The organism is Siccirubricoccus sp. G192, from assembly GCF_019084075.1.
Classification (GTDB): Bacteria; Pseudomonadota; Alphaproteobacteria; order Acetobacterales; family Acetobacteraceae; genus G192.
In genome coordinates this window covers 1,887,635-1,902,193 of the sequence record NZ_JAHREN010000001.1, presented here as the reverse complement: position 1 = coordinate 1,902,193, position 14,559 = coordinate 1,887,635, and the positions used below count along the sequence as shown (strand labels likewise).

General features: G+C 73.1%; 17 protein-coding genes and 2 pseudogenes. 11 read left to right on the top strand and 8 right to left on the bottom strand.

Annotation, left to right across the window (positions count from 1 at the left end; genetic code table 11):
- Positions 1–57 precede the first annotated feature (57 nt).
- The 6 genes from KSF81_RS09020 to KSF81_RS08995 all read left to right on the top strand — a co-directional run bounded on the left by KSF81_RS09020 (position 58) and on the right by KSF81_RS08995 (position 4,341).
- Entirely contained in the window at positions 58–699 is a 642-nt protein-coding gene (locus tag KSF81_RS09020; RefSeq protein ID WP_217378688.1) for a hypothetical protein, read from the top strand.
- A gap of 131 nt (positions 700–830) precedes the next feature.
- Entirely contained in the window at positions 831–1,082 is a 252-nt protein-coding gene (gene moaD / locus KSF81_RS09015; RefSeq protein ID WP_217378687.1) for a molybdopterin converting factor subunit 1, read from the top strand.
- Positions 1,083–1,196: 114 nt separating this feature from the next.
- Positions 1,197–1,673 (top strand): molybdenum cofactor biosynthesis protein MoaE, encoded by a 477-nt coding sequence (locus KSF81_RS09010; RefSeq protein ID WP_217378686.1) that lies wholly within the window; start codon positions 1,197–1,199, stop codon positions 1,671–1,673.
- Entirely contained in the window at positions 1,670–2,059 is a 390-nt protein-coding gene (locus tag KSF81_RS09005; RefSeq protein WP_217378685.1) for a VOC family protein, read from the top strand. Before KSF81_RS09010 ends, KSF81_RS09005 begins: the two co-directional genes overlap by 4 nt.
- Positions 2,056–3,576 (top strand): hypothetical protein, encoded by a 1,521-nt coding sequence (locus KSF81_RS09000; RefSeq protein WP_217378684.1) that lies wholly within the window; start codon positions 2,056–2,058, stop codon positions 3,574–3,576. Before KSF81_RS09005 ends, KSF81_RS09000 begins: the two co-directional genes overlap by 4 nt.
- Positions 3,577–3,585: 9 nt before the next feature.
- The gene (locus tag KSF81_RS08995; RefSeq protein WP_217378683.1) at positions 3,586–4,341 is read left to right on the top strand and encodes a sulfite exporter TauE/SafE family protein; all 756 of its coding nucleotides are present in this window, start codon (positions 3,586–3,588) and stop codon (positions 4,339–4,341) included.
- Positions 4,342–4,382: 41 nt separating this feature from the next.
- Here the strand turns inward: KSF81_RS08995 and KSF81_RS08990 are convergent, their stop codons facing one another.
- Positions 4,383–5,285 (bottom strand): branched-chain amino acid aminotransferase, encoded by a 903-nt coding sequence (locus KSF81_RS08990; protein WP_217378682.1) that lies wholly within the window; start codon positions 5,283–5,285, stop codon positions 4,383–4,385.
- 120 nt (positions 5,286–5,405) lie between these two features.
- On the opposite strand from KSF81_RS08990, the gene KSF81_RS08985 reads away from it, so the two are divergent.
- From KSF81_RS08985 to KSF81_RS08975, 3 genes are read left to right on the top strand one after another with little or no spacing between them, the layout of a single operon-like run.
- On the top strand, positions 5,406–6,011 hold the full coding sequence (locus KSF81_RS08985) for a MarR family winged helix-turn-helix transcriptional regulator (protein WP_254453429.1): 606 nt from the start codon (positions 5,406–5,408) through the stop codon (positions 6,009–6,011).
- 15 nt (positions 6,012–6,026) lie between these two features.
- Complete coding sequence (locus tag KSF81_RS08980) at positions 6,027–6,740, top strand: response regulator (protein WP_217378681.1); 714 nt, start codon at positions 6,027–6,029, stop codon at positions 6,738–6,740.
- Positions 6,737–8,131 (top strand): ATP-binding protein, encoded by a 1,395-nt coding sequence (locus tag KSF81_RS08975; RefSeq protein ID WP_309139513.1) that lies wholly within the window; start codon positions 6,737–6,739, stop codon positions 8,129–8,131. Before KSF81_RS08980 ends, KSF81_RS08975 begins: the two co-directional genes overlap by 4 nt.
- Positions 8,132–8,160: 29 nt before the next feature.
- On the opposite strand, the gene KSF81_RS08970 is transcribed toward KSF81_RS08975, so the two are convergent.
- Entirely contained in the window at positions 8,161–9,105 is a 945-nt protein-coding gene (locus KSF81_RS08970; RefSeq protein WP_217378680.1) for an acyl-CoA dehydrogenase family protein, read from the bottom strand.
- A 62-nt stretch (positions 9,106–9,167) separates the two neighbouring features.
- Between KSF81_RS08970 and KSF81_RS08965 the strand changes: the two genes are divergently transcribed.
- Positions 9,168–9,389 carry a hypothetical protein gene (locus KSF81_RS08965; protein WP_217378679.1) on the top strand — a complete coding sequence of 74 codons (222 nt, stop codon included), beginning with the start codon at positions 9,168–9,170 and terminating at the stop codon, positions 9,387–9,389.
- Between the two features lie 11 nt (positions 9,390–9,400).
- Positions 9,401–10,117 carry a helix-turn-helix domain-containing protein gene (locus KSF81_RS08960; protein ID WP_217378678.1) on the top strand — a complete coding sequence of 239 codons (717 nt, stop codon included), beginning with the start codon at positions 9,401–9,403 and terminating at the stop codon, positions 10,115–10,117.
- Positions 10,118–10,133: 16 nt separating this feature from the next.
- Here KSF81_RS08960 and KSF81_RS08955 read toward each other — a convergent pair whose 3' ends face one another.
- The 6 genes and pseudogenes from KSF81_RS08955 to fdh3B all read right to left on the bottom strand — a co-directional run bounded on the left by KSF81_RS08955 (position 10,134) and on the right by fdh3B (position 14,524).
- Positions 10,134–10,889, bottom strand: a complete 756-nt coding sequence (locus KSF81_RS08955) for an enoyl-CoA hydratase-related protein (protein WP_217378677.1) — start codon at positions 10,887–10,889, stop codon at positions 10,134–10,136.
- Between the two features lie 130 nt (positions 10,890–11,019).
- A pseudogene (locus KSF81_RS31360) lies at positions 11,020–11,070 on the bottom strand (hypothetical protein); the annotation flags it as partial.
- Between the two features lie 193 nt (positions 11,071–11,263).
- Positions 11,264–12,157 (bottom strand): annotated as a pseudogene (locus tag KSF81_RS08950) (molybdopterin molybdotransferase MoeA); the annotation flags it as partial.
- A 12-nt stretch (positions 12,158–12,169) separates the two neighbouring features.
- Positions 12,170–12,676 (bottom strand): molybdopterin-guanine dinucleotide biosynthesis protein B, encoded by a 507-nt coding sequence (gene mobB / locus KSF81_RS08945; protein ID WP_217378676.1) that lies wholly within the window; start codon positions 12,674–12,676, stop codon positions 12,170–12,172.
- Positions 12,677–12,740: 64 nt separating this feature from the next.
- The gene (locus KSF81_RS08940) at positions 12,741–13,931 is read right to left on the bottom strand and encodes a formate dehydrogenase subunit gamma (protein ID WP_217378675.1); all 1,191 of its coding nucleotides are present in this window, start codon (positions 13,929–13,931) and stop codon (positions 12,741–12,743) included.
- Positions 13,928–14,524: a formate dehydrogenase FDH3 subunit beta gene (gene fdh3B, locus KSF81_RS08935; protein WP_217378674.1), complete on the bottom strand. Its 597-nt coding sequence runs from the start codon at positions 14,522–14,524 to the stop codon at positions 13,928–13,930. The genes KSF81_RS08940 and fdh3B overlap by 4 nt, the downstream gene beginning before the upstream one ends.
- Positions 14,525–14,559: the final 35 nt, after the last annotated feature.

Here is a 14,559-nt window from a genome sequence, read left to right as displayed (position 1 = left end):
GGTTCCGGGCGTCAGGAGTTGTCTATGGGACGGAACGGCGGACGGGCAGGATCGGTGGTGCTGGGCGTCCCGGCCTTGGGGATGGCGCTGCTGCTCGGCGGCTGCACCTGGTTCGACAATGCCAGCTACGGCGTGGCGGATGCGCTCTCCAACACCGGCACCCGCTTCGGTGCGCCCTGGGGCGGCATGCGGCCGGGCACCCCGGAGGAAAGCACGACCATCCAGCGGGTGCGCGGCCTGCCCTCCACCGTCGAGGCCCTGCAGACCGAGCCCGGCAATGTCTGGCCGGCGGAGGAGGCGCCGCGCGCCACCCTGGCCAATCCGGATGCCGCGCTGCGCGGCATCCCGAGCTACCAGCCCAGCATCCAGCCGCGCGACCTGCCGCCGACCACCGGGCGCGGCGTGCCCAGCCGGTTGCGGGGCAGTTCCTCGCCGCCGCCGCCGCCGCTCGACCAGCCCGACTTTCCCAGCCCCAGCGTCGCCCGTCCCTTGCCGCCGCTGCCCGAGCGGCCGCCGGCGCGCGTCGAGGGCCAAGTCATCCCGACCCCGCAGGGCCCGGCAGTGACCAGCGGCGGCACCGACCGGATCCAGAGCTTCACCAGGCCGGGCGGCGGCAGCGGCGTCATCCACCGCGACGGGCCGAATGCCACCATCATCGGCCCGGACGGCCAGGTGCAGGTGGTGCCGGTGCCGCGCTAGGGCCTGGCCGGCCAGAAACACGACAGGCTGGCGCCGACGGGCCCCGGCCTGATCTTCACGAGCAAGTTGATCGCCGCGGAATCGCCGCCCGGCCACAGCCATGGCGATATTGCTCCGGAGCGGGACATCCAATGCGCGTGTTGTATTTCGCCTGGGTTCGCCAGAAGGTCGGCATCGCCGAGGAGGAGGTCGCGCCGCCGCCGGAGGTCGCGGATGTGGCCGGGCTGATGGCCTGGCTCAGCCGCCAAAGCCCCGGCCATGCGGCGGCCTTCGCCAATGCGGGGCAGATCCGCGCCGCGGTGAACCAGGATTTCGCGGCCCCGGACCAGCCGGTGGGCCCGGCCGATGAGGTCGCCTTCTTCCCCCCGGTGACCGGTGGATAGAGCGGATCGCGGACGGACGTGGACGTCCGGAAGCGTGAATCTGCTCTGCAAACAAAGAGCTACAGCGGATTGGCGTTCAGAAATGAACGCAATCCGCTGTAGGGAGGGCGGCGCATGGGCCAGGTGACGGTGCGGGTGCAGGAGGCGCCCTTCGACCTCGCGGCGGAGAGCGCGGCGCTGGCCGCCGGGCGCACCGATATCGGCGGCCTCGCCAGCTTCGTCGGCCTCTGCCGCGCCGATGACGGCCTGGCCGCGCTGGTGCTGGAGCACTACCCCGGCATGACCGAGCGGGCCATCGCCCGCATCGCCGCGGAAGCCTGCGCCCGCTGGCCGCTCTCCGGCTGCACCGTCATCCACCGGGTCGGCCGGCTGGCCCCCGGGGCGCCGATCGTGCTGGTGCTCACCGCCTCCACGCACCGGGCCGCCGCGCTGGAATCCTGCGCCTTCCTGATCGATTGGCTGAAGACCGGCGCGCCCTTCTGGAAGCGGGAGGAATTCGCCGGCGGCCGGGACCGCTGGGTGGAGGCGAAATCGGCGGATGACGCGGCCGCCGCGCGCTGGTCCGCGCCCCCCCCGGACGGTGGGACTTGACCCTCGGCCCGCTGGCCCGGGTGGAGCTGGCCTGCCGGGACCCGCGCCGGCAGCGCGAATTCTACGCCCGCATCCTCGGCCTCAGCCCCTCCGGGCCGGTGGCGATCCCCGCGGGCCCGCCGAGCTTCGCGCTGGGCGGGGTGGAGCTGGTGCTGCGGCCGCGCGGCGATGCGCTGTTCCCGCAGCTCCGCGAGCCCCCCTGCGAGGCGGGCACCCTGCTCGCCTTCCCGGTGACGGATGCGGAGCTGGACCGCTGGCACCGCCGCATGATGACGGCGCGGATCGCCGTGCTGGAGGCGCCCGGCGCCGGCGGCGCGCCACCCCGCCTGCTGCGGATCGCCGACCCGGAGGGCAATGTGATCGAGCTGTTCTCCATCGCCGAATGAGCCAGCCGGAGAGCCGGCAGACCGCCGCCGCGGCGATCGCGGGCGGCGCGGCGCTGCTGCTCTGGCCGGCGCTGCTGAACGGCTATCCGCTGGTCTTCAGCGATACCGGCGCCTTCCTGGCGCAGACCCTGCTCGGCCTGGTGGTCTGGGACAAGCCCTATGTCTTCGGGCCGCTGCTGCATGCCTTCCACTGGCGGGCCAGCCTCTGGCTGCCGGCGGTCGCGCAGGGGCTGCTGCTGTCCTGGCTGATCTGGCTGGTGCAGCGGGTGCTGCGGGGCCGGGCCGGGCTACGGCGGATTGCGTTCATTCCTGAACGCCAATCCGCCGTAGCTGTTTGTTTGCAGAGCAGATTCACGCTCCCGGAGGTTCACGCCTGTCCGCGATCCGCTCTGGGCGCGCATCTGCTGCTTTGCGCCGGGCTCGCCGCCCTCACCGCCGCGCCCTGGTTCACGGCGCTGCTGATGCCGGACATCCTGGCACCGGCGCTGGTGCTGGCGGTCTTCCTGCTCGGCTTCGGCGGCGACCGGCTGGCGCCGGCGGAGCGATGCGGGCTCGGGCTGGTGGCCATGCTCGCCGTCGCGGCGCATCTGTCGCACCTGCCGGTCGCGGTGGCGCTGCTGCTGCCGGTGGCGCTGCTGCGCCGGCGCTGGCCTCCGGTGCTGGCCGCCGCCACGCCGCTGGCGGGTGCGCTGCTGCTGCTGCTCGGCACGAATTGGGTGGGGCATGGGCGGCTCGCGCTCTCGCCCTATGGCGCGGTCTTCGCCCTGGCGCGGCTGGTGGCCGATGGGCCGGCGGCGCGCACCATCGAGGCCCGCTGCCCCGGCGCCGGCTGGCACCTCTGCCGCTGGGCGGGGCGGCTGCCGGTGGATTCGGACGTCTTCCTCTGGAGCGGCGATGGCCCGGTCTGGGCACCGCGGCTGGATGGGGCCAGGCCCGGCGGCCCCATCAGCCTGGCGCCGGAAGCCGGCGAGATCATCCGGCAGACGCTGTGGCGGGAACCGCTCGGCGTGCTGCGCAGCGGGGTGGCGAATACGCTGCGGCAACTCGGCATGGCCGGGGTCGGCGATGTGCTGGGGCCCGAGCATCTGGAGGCCACGGTCGGGCTGCGCCTGGCGCAGGGCTTTCCGGCGGCGGAGCAGGAGCGCTTCGCGCAGTCCCTCCAGGCGCGCGGGTTGCTGCCGGCGGCGGCGGCGCCCTTCCTTTGGCCGCACCGGGCGGTGCTGCTGCTCGGCACGCTGGCCACCCTGCTGGCGGGCTGGCGCGCGGCGCGGGCGGGCGACACGCGGCGGCTCGGCCTGGTGCTCTGCGTCCTGGCCGGGCTGGTCGCCAATGCCGCGGCCACCGGCGCGCTGAGCGGTCCGCATGACCGCTACCAGGCGCGCATCGCCTGGCTGCTGCCGCTGGCCGGGCTGCTGGCCTGGCCGAGGTTTCGCCCGCGACCGCAACATGGAAGCGCGATCCGGGCTAAGACCGGGCCCGGGCCGCAGATCAGGAATGATCCGGCAGCATCGGCATAAGGAGCAAGGGTGAGCCTCTCGATCGACCTCGCCGACGCCTTGCTGGTCTTCGGCATCTTCCTGTTGGGCGGGCTGGTGAAGGGAATCGCCGGCTTCGGCCTGCCCACCATCAGCCTCGGCCTTCTGGCGCTGACCCGGTCGCTGCCGGAGGCGATGCCACTGGTCCTGGTGCCGACCATCGCCGCCAATATCTGGCAGGCGCTGGCCGGCGGCGCGCTGCGCCCGGCGCTACGGCGGCTCTGGGGCTTCCTGCTGGCGGCGGCGATCGGCACCCTGGCGGCGGCGGGCATGCTCTCCCGGACGGATGCGCGCATCCTGGCCGGCCTGCTCGGGGTCGTGCTGGTGGCCTCCGCCGCCGTGGCGCTGTTCGGGCCGCATTGGCCGGTGCCCTCGCCGAGGAAGGAGCGCTGGCTCTCGCCCGTCATGGGCGGGCTGTCCGGGATCCTGGCGGGGCTGACCGGCAGCTTCATGGTGCCGGCCGCGCCCTGGCTCTCGGCGCTGCGGCTGCCGCCCGATGTCTTCGTGCAGGGCTTCGGCCTGGGCGCCGTGGTGGCGACGGTCTGCCTCTCGGTGGCGCTCGCCGGGCAGGGGCTGCTGCCGCCGGAACTCGGCCTCGGCTCCGTCGCGGCGCTGGCGCCGGCCTTCCTTGGCATGGCGATCGGCCGGCGGCTGCGGCAGGGCATGCCGGAGGCGCGGTTCCGCCAGGTGGTGCAGGTGCTGCTGCTGGTGCTCGGCCTCTATCTGGCGCTGCGGAACCTGGGGTGACGCGGGCGCGGGACCGGATTACGCCGGTCCCGCCGCATCCTTCAGGCGCCGCGCCGCGCCACTTCCTCCGGGCTCAGCCGCACCAGCGCCTCGTAGTCGCGCATCAGCGTCTCGGTCAGCTTGCCCGGGGTGAAGGTGAGGTCGCCGATCTGCCGCACCGGCGTCACCTCGGCCGCGGTGCCGGCCAGGAAGACCTCGTTGGCATCCTTCATCTCGGACTCGGCGATGGTGCGCTCCACCACCTTCACCTGATGCTGCTTGGCCAGGCCCATCACCGTGCGGCGGGTGATGCCGTCCAGGAAGCAGATCGGGGTGGGCGTATGCAGCTCGCCGCCCATGTTGAAGAAGATATTGGCACCGGTCGCCTCCGCCACGTCGCCCTTCCAGTCCAGCATCAGCGCGTCGTCGGCGCCCTGGTCCATGGCGGCGTGCTTCGACATGGTGCCGATCATGTAGAGGCCGGCGGCCTTGCTGGCGGTGGGCGCGGTCTCCGGGTGCGGCCGGCGCCACTTGGCCATGGCCAGGTTCACCCCCTTCATGCGCTGCTCCACGCCGAAATAGGCGCCCCATTCCCAGGTGGCGATCGCCAGATGCACCTTGGTGTGCTGCGCCGCGACCCCCATCTCCTCGGCGCCGCGCCAGGCGATCGGGCGGACATAGGCATCGGTGAAGCCGTTCCGCCGCACCGTCTCGGTGCAGGCGGCGTCGATCTGCTCGGCGGTCCAGGGAATCTCGAAGCCGAGGATGCGGGCGGAGGCGATGAGGCGTTCGGTATGCGCCCGCAGCTTGAAGATATGGCCCGAATAGCACCGCTCGCCTTCGAAGACCGCGCTGGCATAATGCAGGCCGTGGCTGAGGACATGCAGCTGGGCCGAACGCCAGGGCACGAACTCCCCGTCCCACCAGATCCAGCCGTCGCGATCGTCGTAGGGAACCAGGGCCATGGGGCTTACCTCCAAAATATGCCCGGTTTGGGCAATTTCCTTTCGTGCAGCACCGGCAAGCTAGAATCCTTGCGCCAGATGTGTCAATGATGCTGACCAAAGCTGGGGATCGGTCGCGACATGGCAGCCATGCCGGAAAGTCCTGAAACCAGGCCGGAGCCCGAGGCGCCGGAAGCCCCGCGCCGGGAAGGCCGCGCCGCCGGCCGCAACCTGCTGTTCTTGCGGGAGGAGGAGCTGCGCCTCGCCCAGGACCTGCTGTTCTTCGGCTATCGCGACTTCACCGCCGGCGCCGATGCCATCCTGGTGGAGCTCGGCATGGGGCGGGCGCATCACCGGGTGCTGCATTTCGTCGGCCGCCGGCCGGGAATCACGGTGGGCGACCTGCTGCTGATCCTCGGCATCACCAAGCAGTCGCTCGGCCGGGTGCTGACGCCGCTGGTGGAGCAGGGCTATGTGCTGCAGGCGCCCGGCCGCAACGACCGGCGGCAGCGGCTGCTCTCCCTCACCGCCAAGGGCGAGGCGCTGGAGCGCCGGCTTTTCGAGCGGCAGCGCGAATGGGTCATGCATGCCTATCGCGAGGCCGGGCCAGTGGCGGTGGAGGGGTTCCGCCGGGTGATGCGCGGGCTGATGGGGCCGGAGGCGCGGGCGCAGCTCGCCCGCACCGAAGCGCGGGAGACCCCCTCCCCTTTGCGCGCATCAACCCCACCTCTGGCGCGGACCGGTTGAACCGAGGAGGGGAGGATGTCAGCGGAAGCCCAGGCCGGGGATGTGTTGCATCTGCTGGTCGTCGATGACGACGCCAGGCTGCGCGCCCTGTTGCAACGCTTCCTGGCGGAGCAGGGGTTCCGCGTCAGCGCCGCGCCGGATGCCGCCGCGGCACGGGCGGCGCTGGCCGCCGTCGCCTTCGACCTGGTGGTGCTGGACGTGATGATGCCCGGCGAAAGCGGCCTGGAACTCGCGGAAGCCTTGCGCCAGGAGGGCAACAATGTCCCCGTCCTGATGCTCACCGCCCGCGGCGCCCCGGACGACCGCGTCGCCGGTTTCGAGCATGGCGCCGACGACTACCTGCAGAAACCCTTCGACCCGCGCGAGCTGGCGCTGCGCATCCGCACCATCCTGCGCCGCGCGACGCCGCCGCCGCAGCCGCTCTTGCAGGCCCCGGTGCAGCTCGGCCCGCGCTGGTTCGACGCGGAACGCTCGGAACTGCGCGGGCCGGAGGGCACCGTGCGGCTCACCGGCGGCGAGGCGGCGCTGCTCTCGGCGCTGGCCCGCCGCGCCGGGGAGGTGCTGCGGCGCGAGGAGATCGCCACCGCGCTCGGCACGCCCGAGGCCGGGGAGCGCGCCATCGACGTGCAGGTGACGCGGCTCCGGCGCAAGATCGAGCCCGACCCGCGCGAGCCGCGCTTCCTGCACACCGTCCGCCACCGCGGCTACGTGCTGCGGCCGGGGCCGTGAGCGACGGCGTGGCGCTCGCCGCCGGCAGGCCGCTCAACCGGGTGCTGCGCGCGGTGCTGCCGCGCGGGCTGCTCGGCCGCTCCATCCTCATCATCCTGGTGCCGATGCTGGTGCTCCAGGCGGTGGCGCTGCAATTGTTCTATGGCGGGCATCTCGACGTCATCTCGCGCCGGCTCGCCGGCGGCGTGGCCGGGGACGTGGCGATGATGGTCGAGCTGCTGCGGCGGGAGCCGCCGGAGAACCGCCCCTGGATCTTCCGCGAGGCCGCCTGGCGGCTCGACCTCAACCTGGCCTTCGAGCAGGGCGCCCGCTTCCAGGTGGTGGAGCGCCGCGCCAGCATGCCGCTGCTGCCGCTGGAGGAGGACCTCGACCGCGCCCTCAGTGAGCGGGTGCGGGCCGCCTTCGACACCGACTGGCAGAGCGACCCGCGCAGCGTCATCATCCGCGTGCAATTGCCGGATGGCGTGCTGCATGTGGAGGCGCCGCGCAAGCGCCTGTTCACCGCGACGCTCTATCTCTTCGTCATCTGGCTGGTGGGCTCGGCGCTGCTGCTCTCGGGGGTCGCGGTGCTGTTCATGAAGAACCAGGTGCGCGCCATCCGCCGCCTCGCCGTGGCGGCGGAGGCGTTCGGGCTCGGCCGCGATGTCGGCAGCATCAAGCCGGAGGGCGCCATCGAGGTGCGCCAGGCGGCGGCGGCCTTCAACCGCATGCAGGAGCGCATCCGCCGCTTCGTCGGCCAGCGCACCGAGATGCTGGCCGGCATCAGCCACGACCTCCGCACGCCGCTCACCCGGATGCGGCTGGCGCTGGCCATGCTGCCGCGCGCGCCGGAGCTGGAGGAGGACCTGGCCGCGCTCACCCAGGATGTCGAGGAGATGGAGCGGATGATCGCCGCCTATCTCACCTTTGCCCGCGGCGAGGGCACCGAGCAGACCCGCCCGGCCGACCTGGTGGCGCTGGTGCAGGATGTCGCCGCCAAGGCGCGCCGCTCCGGCACCGCGGTGGAGGTGGAGGTGTCGGCGCCGGAGACGCTGCTGATGCCGCTCCGCCCCGATGCGGTGCGGCGCGTGCTCGGCAACCTGCTCGACAATGCCCGCCGGCATGCGCAGCGGATCGCGGTGGCGGTGGAGGCGGTGCCGCGCGGCGGCCTGGCCGGGCCGCGCGGCGAGGGCAGCCATCTCTGGGCGCAGGTGACGGTGGATGACGATGGGCCGGGCATCCCGGTGGACGACCGGGAGGGCGCCTTCCGCCCCTTCTCCACCTCCGCCCCGGACGGCACCGGGCTCGGCCTCGCCATCGCGCGGGACATCGTGCGGGCGCATGGCGGCGACATCATGCTGGAGGAGAGCCCGCTGGGCGGGCTCAGGGCCAGGCTGCGACTGCCGGTCTGATCCTCCTGCCGCCTCCGCGCCGCCCGGCGTCAGGCGACCTCCGCAATGGGATCGAGGCCGAGCACGACCCGGCCGGCGAAGCGCTGCTGGCGCCTGGCCGGCAGCGGGTGGAACTGCGCCCCATGCGCGTCCCGCAGCAGGCGCTCGAGCCCGGGGCCGCGGTAGAAGCCGGCGCCGCCCGCCACTTCCAGCGCCTTCTCGACGGTGGCCAGGACATGCTCGGCGGCGATCGTCTTGCGCGTCAGGATCGCGCTGGTCAGCTCCAGGTCCATGGTGAAGTCGAGGTCCCGCGCCAGCCGGACCATGTCGTCCACGGCGAGCTGCGCCATCGTCAGGTGGTTGCCGAGCTCGCCGAGCAGGCAGGGCAGGACGGGATCGCCCGGCCGCCGCCGCGCCTGTTCCCGGCCGATCCCCGCCGCCGCCTCGGCCAGGCCGGCATAGACCGACATGATGAGCGGCATCGCCACCGTCAGGATGACGTTCCAGGCCGGGTGGAACCGGCCGCGCGGCCGCCGCAGGGCGATCGCCTCCTCCGGCACGAAGACCCCGTCGAGGACGACCGTCTGCGATCCGGTGGCCCGCATGCCGAGGGTGTGCCAGTCATCGGCGAGCGAGAGCCCCGGCGCGGAGAAGGGCACCGGGAAGTGCAGGACCTGCCAGCCCTCCGCCGGATCCTCGAAGGGGGCCGAGGTGACCAGCACGCCGCCCCTCGGCGCGCCGCTGCAGAACGGCTTCCTGGCGCTGACCCGGAAGCCCCCCTCGGCGCGCTCCACCCTGCCGTTCGACTCCATCCAGTCGCCGGCGCCGGTCGAGACCAGCACGACCTCGCCCGCCGCGACCCGCTCCAGCAGCGCCCGGCCAGGCCGGCCGTTGCGGTGGTTGTAGGCCGCCGCCGCGACGAGGTGCTGATGCATCGAAAGCGCGAGCGCCGTCGAGGGGCAGAAATGCGCGAGGCGGCGGAGGAAGGCGCACATGGCGCCGTAGCTCGCCCCCCGCCGCCGAGCTCCGCCGGCACCAGCGCGGAGAATACCTTGTGTTGCTTGAGGAGGTCGTAATTGCCGGCGGCGAAGACATCGCCGGCATCGCGCTCGGCCGCGCCCTCGGCGAAGCGTGGTCCGATCTCCTCCACGAGTGCTTGCAGGTCGAGATTGCCCTTCATGGCCGTAGCTCCCGGTTCGATCCGCCGCGGCAGGCTCGGCCCGGGGCGCCGGGGAAACAACTGCAATATGTGAAGTGGCGCGCCCCCCCCTGCCCCTGATAGGGTTCCGCATGACCGAGACGCGGGGATACGGCCAGTTCTGCCCCGTCGCCATCGCCGCCGAGGTCCTGGCGGAACGGTGGACGCCGCTGGTGATCCGCGAGCTGCTGCTCGGCAGCACCCGCTTCAACGACCTGCAACGCGGCGTGCCGCGCATGTCCTCCTCGCTCCTGGCGCGCCGCCTGAGGGAGCTGGAATTCGCCGGCATCGTGGAGCGGCGGCCAAGTGCCCATGGCGGATCGGAGTACCACCTGACGCCGGCCGGGCACGACCTCTTCCCGATCGTCGAGCGGATGGGGCTCTGGGCGCAGCGCTGGATGCGCCATGACCTGACCGGGCCCGCGAACCTCGATCCGGACCTGCTGATGTGGGACATCCGCCGCACCGTGACGAACCGGGCCCGGCCCGGCGGCGGGCGGTTCGTGGCGGAGTTCCACCTGGCCGGCGCGCTGCCCCGGCGGCAGCGCTGGTGGCTGGTCTTCGAGCCCGATGCCGTGGATCTCTGCTACAGGGATCCGGGCTTCGAGGTCGACCTCTTCGTCGCGGCCAGCCCGCGCGTGCTGACGCAGATCTGGCTCGGCCATGTCAGCATCGACCAGGCGCTGCGGGAGGGTTGGCTGCGCCTCGACGGTTCGCGCCAGGACGTGGCCGCCTTCCGCTCCTGGTTCGTGCTCAGCCCCTTCGCGCCGGCCGGCGCCGCACCGGAGCCCGCTGCGGATAGGCCGTGAGCAACGCTGCCCTGCCCTAGCCGCCCCTGGATTTCGCCAGGAAGGCCGCGAAGATCGCCTGCGCCTCCGCGGTCTTCAGCCGGGCCGCGAAGGCTTCCCGCTCCGCTGCCATGCTCGCGGCCAGCGCCGCGCGGTGCGGGGCGCGGATCAGCCGCTTGGTCTCCGCCACGGCCCCGGGCGGCAGGGCGGCCAGGGTCGCGGCCATGGCGGCGGCCGCGGCCTCCACCTCCGCATCCTCCACCGCGCGGGTGACGAGCCCCGCCGCGGCGGCCGTGGCGCCATCCATCGGCTCCCCGCTCAGCAGCAGCCAGGAGGCCCGCGCCTGGCCGAGGAAGCCGCCCAGCAGCAGGCTCGACCCTGCCTCCGGCACGACACCCAGGCGGGTGAAGGGCATCTGCAGCCGCGCATCGCGCGCCGCCACCGCGGCATCGCAATGCAGTAGCAGCGTGGTGCCGACGCCGATCGCCACGCCGCGCAGCGCGGCGACCAGGGGCTTCGGGAAACCCGCCAGCGCCTCCAGGAAGTCGAAGGCGGCGGAGACGCGCGGCACGCCCTCGGCCGGGCCGGCGAAATCGCCGATGTCGTTGCCGGCGGTGAAATCCGCGCCGCCGGCCAGCAGCACCACCCGCACGGCATCGTCGCGCGCTGCCATCGCCAGCCCGGCCGAGAGGGCGCCATACATCGCGCGGGTCAGCGCGTTCTTCTTCGCCGGCCGATCGAGGCGCAGCGTCAGCACGCCACCCTCCAGGCTGGTGCGGAGATGCTCGGACATGGTGCCTCCTAGAACAGCGCGGCGAAGGGCAGCACCTGCACGGTGTCGCCGGGCGCCAGGGCGGTGACATCCTCGGGCAATCGGCGAAGGCGTCGCTCTCCGTCAGGGAGGAAAGCAGCCCCGCCCCCTCGCGCGCGAATTTCGCCGCCACCGGCAGCGCCGCGCCAGGCAGCAGCCGCACCCGCACGTATTCGCGCCGCCCCGCCTTCTTGCGGTAGGCGAAATCGGCCCGGGCCGGGAAGCGCGGCAGCGCCTCCGGCGCCGCGCCGGCCAGGCGCAGCACCAGCGGCCGGGCCAAGTGCAGGAAGGTCACCACCGCCGCCACCGGGTTGCCGGGCAGGCCGACCACCGGCGTGCCCCCCCACCACCCCCATCGCCGCCGGCCGGCCGGGCTTCACCGCCAGGCGCCAGAAGACCAGCCGCCCGCCCGCCTCGATGGCGGCGCGCACATGGTCCTCCTCCCCGGTCGAGACGCCGCCCGAGGTCAGCAGCAGGTCATGCGAGCCCGCCGCCTGCCGCAGCGCCGCCGCCGTCGCCTCGGCGCGGTCCGGCAGGATGCCGAGGTCGCTCGCCGCCACCGGCAGCCCGGCGAGCAGCGCCAGCAGGGTGAAGCGGTTGCTGTCATAGGTCTGGGCCGAGCCGAGCGCCTGGCCCGGCGAGGCCAGCTCATCCCCGGTGGAGAAGACGCCGACCCGGACCAGCGGCGCCACCGGCAGCCGCGCCTGGCCGAGCGCCGCGGCCAGGCCGATCTCGGGCGCCCGGAGCCGCCGCCCGGCGGCCAGCGCCAGGGCGCCCTGCGCCACGTCCTCGCCGGCCGGGCGGGCATTGGCGCCGCGCGTCAGCCCCGGCGGCACCAGCACCGCGCCGGCCTCCAGCAGGGCATCCTCCTGCATCAGCACGGTATCGGCGCCGGGCGGCATGGGGGCGCCAGTGAAGATGCGCGCCGCCTCGCCCGGCCGCAGCGCCGCCGCCGCCTGGCCCGCCGCCACGCGGCCGCCGAGTTGCAGGGGGGTTGGCGCATCGGGCCCGGCACCGGACCGAAGATCGGCATGGCGGAAGGCATAGCCATCCACCGCGGCGTTGAAGAAGGGCGGCAGCGGCAGCGGCGCCCGCAGGTCCCGCGCCAGCACCCGGCCGGTGGCGGCGCCGAGCGGCACCTCCTCCGCGCCGCCGAGCGGCGGAATGCGCGCGGCGATCAGCCCCGCCGCCGCCTCCACCGAGAGCAGCGGCCCGCCGAAGGCGAAGCAGTCGTCCGATAGCTGCGCCATGATCGAGCGCCCCTAGAATTCCGTGCTGTCCACCGCGTATCGCAGCACCAGATCGGCGATCCGCTCCACATCGTCCAGATGCGCCCAGGGCAGATCCGTGCCAATGGGGCGGGTATCGCTGGCGATGGCGGCGATGGCGGGGTCCTCCGGGTGGCGCCAGGGCTTGCCATTGGCGCCGCGATGCACCTCGATCTTCGGGTGGGCGTCCCGCTTGAACCCCTCCACGATCACCAGATCGACCGGCGAGAGGCGGGAGAGCAGGAAACGGAGATCGGGCTCCGGCGCCCCGCGCAGCTCGGTCATCAGCGCCCAGCGGAGCGCGGAGCCGACCAGCACCTGCCGCGCCCCGGCCTGGCGGTGTTCCCAGGAATCCTTGCCCGGCCGGTCCACATCGAAGGCGTGGTGCGCGTGCTTGATGGTGGAAACCCCCACCCCGCGCCCGGCCAGGCAGGGGATCAGCCGGACCAGCAGGGTGGTCTTCCCGGCCCCGCTCCAGCCGGCGAGGCCGATCAGCCGCATGGCTCTGGCCCTTGTTGAGCCAGCGATTCACGTCCTGGGTGTTTCCACCCGGGACAATCGCGGGCTAATCCGCCCCCGCCACCCTGGCGCCGCCGGGGGGCGCCACCGTCTCGCGGGCCTTGGCCAGTTCCTCGTCCACCCACAGGCTGTGATGCTCCTTGGCGTAATTGTAGTCCACCCGGCCGCTGCCCATCGCCTCATAGGCGCCTTCGGTGCCGAGCGTGCCGATATAGATATGCCCCAGCATGGCCGCGATCATCAGCACGGAGAGGATCCCGTGGATGCGTTGCGCCCACTGCATGCCGCCGATATCGGTGACGGCGAAGGGGAAGAGCAGCACAAAGCCCGAGGCGGCGACCAGCCCGCCACCCAGCACGGTGATCCAGAAGACCAGCTTCTGCCCGGCATTGAACCGCTCCGCGGCCGGATGCCCGCGGCCCAGGAAGCCGCCGCCGGCGCGGAGCCAGGCAAGGTCGATGCGGTTCGGCAGATTGTCCCTGACCCAGAGCAGCAGCATCACCACCAGTCCGAGGGTGAAGGGGAAGGCCAGGAAGTTATGCGCCAGCTTCCCGTAATGGCTCAGCGCGGTGAAGGCTTCCGGCCCGATCAGCGGCAGCAGCAGGTAGCGGCCGAAGGTGAGGTTCAGGCCGGAGAGCGCCAGGACGATGAAGCTGCTCGCCACCATCCAGTGGTTCGCCCGCTCCAGCAGGTCGAAGCGCAGCAGGCTGCGGCCGGACCAGCCGGACTCGATGCGGATGCGGCCGCGCACCAGGTAGAACAGCGCCAGCACGCCCAGCATGCCGAGCACGGCGATGCCGCCGGTCCAGGCCAGGGTGCGGTTGTGGAAGACGCGCCACTCCCTGCCCTCGGGCTGGATCAGGCTGGCCGCCTGGCGGTCCGGGATGGTGATGCGGCCCTCGATGCGGCCGCCCTGCAGGGCGCGCTGCAATCCCAGCTCCTCGGCCGAGATCTCTCCGCGCAAGGCATCGGTGGCCGGCGCCGGGCGCGCGGGCTGTGCCGCCGGCGCGACGGGGGCCACGGCGGGCGCGGGCGCGCCGGTCGGCGGCGCCTGCTCGGTGGTGGCGGGGGGCTGGCCGGCGGGCTGGCCGCCGCGACCATCGCCCACTTCCGGCACCGGCGCCTGCACTTCCGGCGCCCCGGCCGGGAGATTGCCGGAGAGGCCCGGGGAACGGTCCTGGGCGGTGGCCGGCGCTGCCAGCAGCAGCAGGGCGAGGGGCAGGATGCGGCGCATCATACGGCCAGGCCCTCCTTGTAGGCGGTGCGCCAGCCCCAGGCGCCGGAGCCATAGCCGCGGCGCTGCACCCGTTCCTTGTAGATGGCGGCGATGATCTCGCCATCCCCGGCCAGCAGCGCCTTGGTCGAGCACATCTCGGCGCAGAGCGGCAGCTTGCCCTCGGCCAGGCGGTTGGCGCCGTATTGCGCGTATTCCACCGCCGAGTTGTCGGCCTGCGGCCCGCCGGCGCAGTAGGTGCACTTGTCCATCTTGCCGCGGCCGCCGAAATTCCCCACCCGCGGGTATTGCGGCGCGCCGAAGGGGCAGGCGTAGAAGCAGTAGCCGCAGCCGATGCAGAGGTCCTTGTCGTGCAGCACCAGCCCATCCGCGGTGCCGTAGAAGCAGGAGACCGGGCAGACCGCGGCGCAGGGCGCGTCGGTGCAGTGCATGCAGGCCATGGAGATGGAGCGCTCGCCCGGCTTGCCGTCGTTGATGGTGACCACGCGGCGGCGGTTGATGCCCCAGGGCACCTCGTTCTCGTTCTTGCAGGCGGTGACGCAGGCGTTGCACTCGATGCAGCGGTCGGCGTCGCAGAGGAATTTCAGCCTTGCCATCAGTGTGTCTCCCTCCGGGAGTGGCTGCGATTCAC

Bases quoted from the DNA above. Each gene is read 5' to 3' on its own strand.
- moaD (WP_217378687.1), top strand. From the start codon at position 831: ATGCGCGTGTTGTATTTCGCCTGGGTTCGCCAGAAGGTCGGCATCGCC.
- KSF81_RS09010 (WP_217378686.1), top strand. From the start codon at position 1,197: ATGGGCCAGGTGACGGTGCGGGTGCAGGAGGCGCCCTTCGACCTCGCG.
- KSF81_RS09000 (WP_217378684.1), top strand. From the start codon at position 2,056: ATGAGCCAGCCGGAGAGCCGGCAGACCGCCGCCGCGGCGATCGCGGGC.
- KSF81_RS08990 (WP_217378682.1), bottom strand. From the start codon at position 5,285: ATGGCCCTGGTTCCCTACGACGATCGCGACGGCTGGATCTGGTGGGAC.
- KSF81_RS08985 (WP_254453429.1), top strand. From the start codon at position 5,406: ATGGCAGCCATGCCGGAAAGTCCTGAAACCAGGCCGGAGCCCGAGGCG.
- KSF81_RS08980 (WP_217378681.1), top strand. From the start codon at position 6,027: ATGTCAGCGGAAGCCCAGGCCGGGGATGTGTTGCATCTGCTGGTCGTC.
- KSF81_RS08970 (WP_217378680.1), bottom strand. From the start codon at position 9,105: ATGTGCGCCTTCCTCCGCCGCCTCGCGCATTTCTGCCCCTCGACGGCG.
- KSF81_RS08960 (WP_217378678.1), top strand. From the start codon at position 9,401: ATGACCGAGACGCGGGGATACGGCCAGTTCTGCCCCGTCGCCATCGCC.
- KSF81_RS08955 (WP_217378677.1), bottom strand. From the start codon at position 10,889: ATGTCCGAGCATCTCCGCACCAGCCTGGAGGGTGGCGTGCTGACGCTG.
- mobB (WP_217378676.1), bottom strand. From the start codon at position 12,676: ATGCGGCTGATCGGCCTCGCCGGCTGGAGCGGGGCCGGGAAGACCACC.
- KSF81_RS08940 (WP_217378675.1), bottom strand. From the start codon at position 13,931: ATGATGCGCCGCATCCTGCCCCTCGCCCTGCTGCTGCTGGCAGCGCCG.
- fdh3B (WP_217378674.1), bottom strand. From the start codon at position 14,524: ATGGCAAGGCTGAAATTCCTCTGCGACGCCGACCGCTGCATCGAGTGC.